We start from the raw sequence: 4,460 nt of genomic DNA on the forward strand, positions 1-4,460 counted from the left end.
CATTCAAAAAGCGCTTTTTGAATGTTTCCGGAGTCAATAAATGCTGGACGATGGTGCGCCCAAGTTGCGTGGATAATTCATCGCGGCGCTTCGGGATCAACCCGGGGGTGAAAGGCACCCGCCATTTGCCGATGTACATGGTTTTGTAGGGGCGGAACAGCATTTTAATCGCGATGAAATTGGTGAAACCGCCAATCAGCGCGCCGATCAATGCCATTAAGGCAATCGTCAGGAATATATTCAAGATCTTCACTCTCTTCTTTTTATCTTTATGAATTTCCGCTTATCCTCTATACTTATAGGAATAGCAAAGGAGGATTTGCATGCTGCAGCATTTTAAATTTACGCCCATGTTCGAAAATACACAGCTCCCCGGCTGGAATATTTCTTTCTATTACAAAAACGAACGCATTACGGGAGAATACCATCCGGACGGAACGATTGCCTGGGGCAGCCGTCAGCCCGAAGATGAAGAGGCTGTCAAAAAGATGGTCCATGAACTTATGCTCTATCATGTATACGATTAAAGCGCTGAGATGTTTCAGCGCTTTTTCTTCTCCGCTTTTTCATTATATGGAACGATTGCCGAATTTAACAGTATTAGCTTCCACTCCCTGTTTGGTGTCACAGTGACAGACACAAATGTTTTTCAATTTGTGTCTGACGCTGGGACCCGCACAAGCGAATTCTGAGGAGGAAGAGACACCGTACTTTTACGCCTGGAGAAAAGAAATCCCACAAAAAAAGGGAATGCCCCCTTACCCGATTTGCTGGGCAGAAGACATTCCTGATTGGATCTGATACATCTGGTAATACGTGCCGCCGAGTTTCATCAGCTCATCGTGTGAGCCCGCTTCCGCGATTTCACCGCGGTCGAGCACGAGGATGCGGTCCGCATTTTTGATGGTTGATAAGCGGTGGGCAATGATGAAAGTCGTTCTTCCTTTTTTCAGCACTTCCATCGCATGCTGGATAATTTCTTCCGTTTCGGTGTCGATATTCGAAGTGGCTTCATCCAGTATGAGGATAGCCGGATCGAATGCCAAAGCCCGTGCAAATGATACCAATTGGCGCTGGCCGGATGACAGCGTGCTGCCTTTTTCGACAACCGGTTCGTCAATGCCTTTCGGCAGATGCTTCAGCACCCGTTCGCCCCCGACTTCTTCGAGCGCTTTGATGGCGCGTTCGCGGCTGATGCGCTTATCGCCTAACGTGATATTCGATTCAATGGTGCCGGAGAACAGATAAGGGTCCTGTAAAACGATGCCCATATGCTCACGGGCACTTTGCCTCGACATGTCATTGATGTTGATGCCGTCGATGGTGATGCTCCCTTTGGAAACATCATAGAACCGGAACAGCAGGTTCATGATCGAACTCTTGCCGGAACCTGTATGGCCGACAAGCGCCACCGTTTCCCCCTGCTTCGCTTCGAAAGTCAGATCCTTCAACACATATTCCTCTTCCTTATAAGCGAACCAGACCTTTTCGAATCTCACATTCCCCTGATATCTCGGGATTTTCTCATCACTGACATCCTCTCCGCTGCGGTCAAGCAGGCGGAACACCCGCTCAGCCGCCACCAAAGCCTGTTCCAGTTTAGCGAACTGGTTGACGATGCCGCTGATCGGATTGAAAAGCCGGATGATGTAATCTACGAATGCATACAGCACACCGACCGTTACAACTGTGCTGCCTGTCATGGAAGCTCCTCCGAAATACCAGATGAAGGCAATGAAAACAAGTGAACGCAGGATTCCCACCATATTATTGGATGCTGCGGCTTCCAGGATCAGCAGCTTCTGCTGGAATCTGAAATGCACATTATTCATCGTTTCGAATTCTTCCTTCATCTGTTTCTCACGGCGAAACGCCTGGATGATCGTCATGCCTTGAATCGATTCATTGATCATCGCATTCATGTCACTGACTTTCTCACGTACGACGTGATTGTAATTCGCCGCATATTTACGGTAGATGAGCATCCACACGTACAGCAGCGGAACAATGATGAAAGTGATTAGCGCCATGCGCCAGTCCAGGTAGAACAAAGCCGCATAAATCCCGGCCATGTACATGAAGCTTGTCGCAAACTGCGACAGCACGGTGACAAATAACTCCCGTATCGCTTCTGTATCGTTGGTGATCCTTGCTACCACTTTTCCTGCCGGTAAATCATCAAAATAGCGGATCGGCAGCCTCTGCACATGTTCGAATACATCGTTGCGCATTTGCCTGATGATTTTATTGGCGCCTTTTTGCAGCAGGATATACTGCAGGTAACGGAATATCGCCGTAACGATGCCGAGCACGAAGAACAGTGCCAACAGGTAGGCGATCGGCGTGAAATCGACGGCCTTACCTCTTGCCGGTATATGATTATCGATGATTTCCTTGGCAATCAGCGGCGTCGCAAGATCAGCGGCAACCGCGATTGCGAGGAACACCAGGCCGACAATCAATACACTTTTAAAATTTAATGCATAGTTCAATAATCGTTTTCCTGTAGTCATGATTACACCTCCTCAATCTGCTGGCGGAGGAATTGTTCGTTATACCATCCATTGTTTTTCAGCAAATCTTCATGTGTTCCTTCTTCAACGACTTTTCCGTCATCGAGTACGACGATCCAATCGGCATGCTGTACCGCTGACAGGCGGTGAGTCGTGATGATCGTCGTTTTTCCGGAACGTTCCCTCTGGATATTTTCAATGATCCGCGCTTCCGTCTTGGCATCGACTGCCGACAGGGAATCATCAAGTATCAGTATTTCAGGATTTTTGATCAGCGCCCGCGCAATCGAAATACGCTGTTTCTGGCCCCCTGAAAGTGCCACCCCTTTTTCTCCCACTAATGTATCGAGACCTCTCGGCAGCATTTCCAGATCTTTCGTGAAATGTGATAATCGCAAGGCTTCTGCAATATCTTCTTCCGTCGCATCCGATTTCCCGAATAGAATATTAGCCCGGATCGTACGGGAGAACAGGACGTGATCCTGGGGCACATAACCGATCCAGCCGCGCAGCTGATCTTTTGTCAAATCCTGCAGTTCGATGCCATTCAGCATGATCGACCCCTGCCCGGCTGGGTATTCCCTCATCAATTGTTTGACGAAAGTTGTTTTTCCGCTTCCCGTTTTCCCGACAATGCCGAGTGTCTGGCCGCTGTTCATTGATAGATTGATGCCCTGCAGATTGATTGAACTTGAGGTAGGATAAGTGAAACTGAAATCACGGAAGCCGATATTTTCCGGTTTATCCGCAAACGCCGGTTTCACAGGGTCCACCACATCTTCCTTGTAATCCAGGGTTTCATTGACACGGTCCAGTGAAGCATTGCCCCGCTGAAGGATGTTGATCAGCTCCCCGATGGCAAACATCGGCCAGACGATCATGCCAAGATATACGTTGAACGCAACAAGATCTCCGAGTGTCATCTTCCCTTCAGCGACGAGAAATGCCCCGTAGCCGAGGCCGATCATATAACTGACCGCCGTGAGCACTTTTGTGACCGGAGCAAACAGCGCGTCAATCCGTTCAACGGCCATGTTTTTCTCATAGACATCTTCCGTCATTTCGGCGAATTGCTGCTCAGATGCACGCTCCTGAACATATGCACGGACGACGCGCACACCGCCTACAGATTCAAGAACACTGTCATTCATATCACCGAACGCATCCTGTGCAAGGGTGTAGCGCTCATGGATTTTGCTGCCGAGGATCTGGACGACGATCGCCAGGATCGGCAGTGGAATAAGCGCCAATAAAGTCAATTCCCAGGACACAAGAAAGCCCATCGCGATAATGATGGTCGCCATATATAACGTTGAATCGACAAGTGTCAATATACCGAATCCGGCTGTTTCCGAAATGGCGCGCAAATCGTTTGTTGATCGCGCCATCAGATCGCCTGTCCGATTCTTTTCAAAGAATGTCGGCGTCATTTTGAGGAAATGGCCCATGAGGCTGGAACGCAGCTGGCGTTCAATGACATAGGCCCCTCCGAATAATTGATACTGCCAGACGAAATTGATGAGGTAGGCAAGGACCATTGCGACAGCCAGAACGACAATGTATTGCCACAGCAGCTCCGATGTCAATTCGTTTTGCGCAATCGAGTCAATTGCCACACCAATCAGCCACGGCGGAATAATTTCGATTACATTCGCAATCAGCAGCAAGCCGACCGCAATGATATAGCGCATCCAATTTTCTTTAAAAAACCATCTTAATTTCCATAAAACATCAAACATACATAACTCCTTCTTTCATCTTCAATTTCAGCTAGTCGCCTTCCAGCGATTCCTTGATCATTATTTTACGTTGTTGGATTTTTTCCATTTTCATAATCTCCTCTATGTTTTATTTGGCAACTGATCCCCAGTGCCGATTATTTAAACAGTAAAAACTGTTAAATACACCTAAAAGCGACAGCGCCCGTTTGGCTCTGAAAGGCATAAG

At 48.1% G+C, this 4,460-nt stretch carries 4 protein-coding genes; 1 reads left to right on the plus strand and 3 read right to left on the minus strand.

What is annotated here, in order from left to right; translation table 11 throughout:
* On the minus strand, nucleotides 1-217 hold a 217-nt coding region (locus KW93_RS09465; protein ID WP_152602441.1), incomplete at its 3' end, for a DUF445 domain-containing protein.
* A 106-nt stretch (nucleotides 218-323) separates the two neighbouring features.
* Here KW93_RS09465 and KW93_RS09470 point away from each other — a divergent pair.
* Nucleotides 324-527, plus strand: a complete 204-nt coding sequence (locus KW93_RS09470) for a YheE family protein (protein WP_033542766.1) — start codon at nucleotides 324-326, stop codon at nucleotides 525-527.
* Between the two features lie 231 nt (nucleotides 528-758).
* Here KW93_RS09470 and KW93_RS09475 read toward each other — a convergent pair whose 3' ends face one another.
* The gene (locus tag KW93_RS09475; RefSeq protein WP_033542767.1) at nucleotides 759-2,513 is read right to left on the minus strand and encodes an ABC transporter ATP-binding protein; all 1,755 of its coding nucleotides are present in this window, start codon (nucleotides 2,511-2,513) and stop codon (nucleotides 759-761) included.
* Between the two features lie 2 nt (nucleotides 2,514-2,515).
* Complete coding sequence (locus KW93_RS09480) at nucleotides 2,516-4,252, minus strand: ABC transporter ATP-binding protein (protein ID WP_033542768.1); 1,737 nt, start codon at nucleotides 4,250-4,252, stop codon at nucleotides 2,516-2,518.
* Between the last annotated feature and the right edge of the window lie 208 nt (nucleotides 4,253-4,460).

It is taken from the genome of Planococcus sp. CAU13 (assembly GCF_000775575.1).
Taxonomy (GTDB): domain Bacteria; phylum Bacillota; class Bacilli; order Bacillales_A; family Planococcaceae; genus Planococcus.

Bases quoted from the DNA above. Each gene is read 5' to 3' on its own strand.
- KW93_RS09480 (WP_033542768.1), bottom strand. From the start codon at position 4,252: ATGTTTGATGTTTTATGGAAATTAAGATGGTTTTTTAAAGAAAATTGG.
- KW93_RS09470 (WP_033542766.1), top strand. From the start codon at position 324: ATGCTGCAGCATTTTAAATTTACGCCCATGTTCGAAAATACACAGCTC.
- KW93_RS09475 (WP_033542767.1), bottom strand. From the start codon at position 2,513: ATGACTACAGGAAAACGATTATTGAACTATGCATTAAATTTTAAAAGT.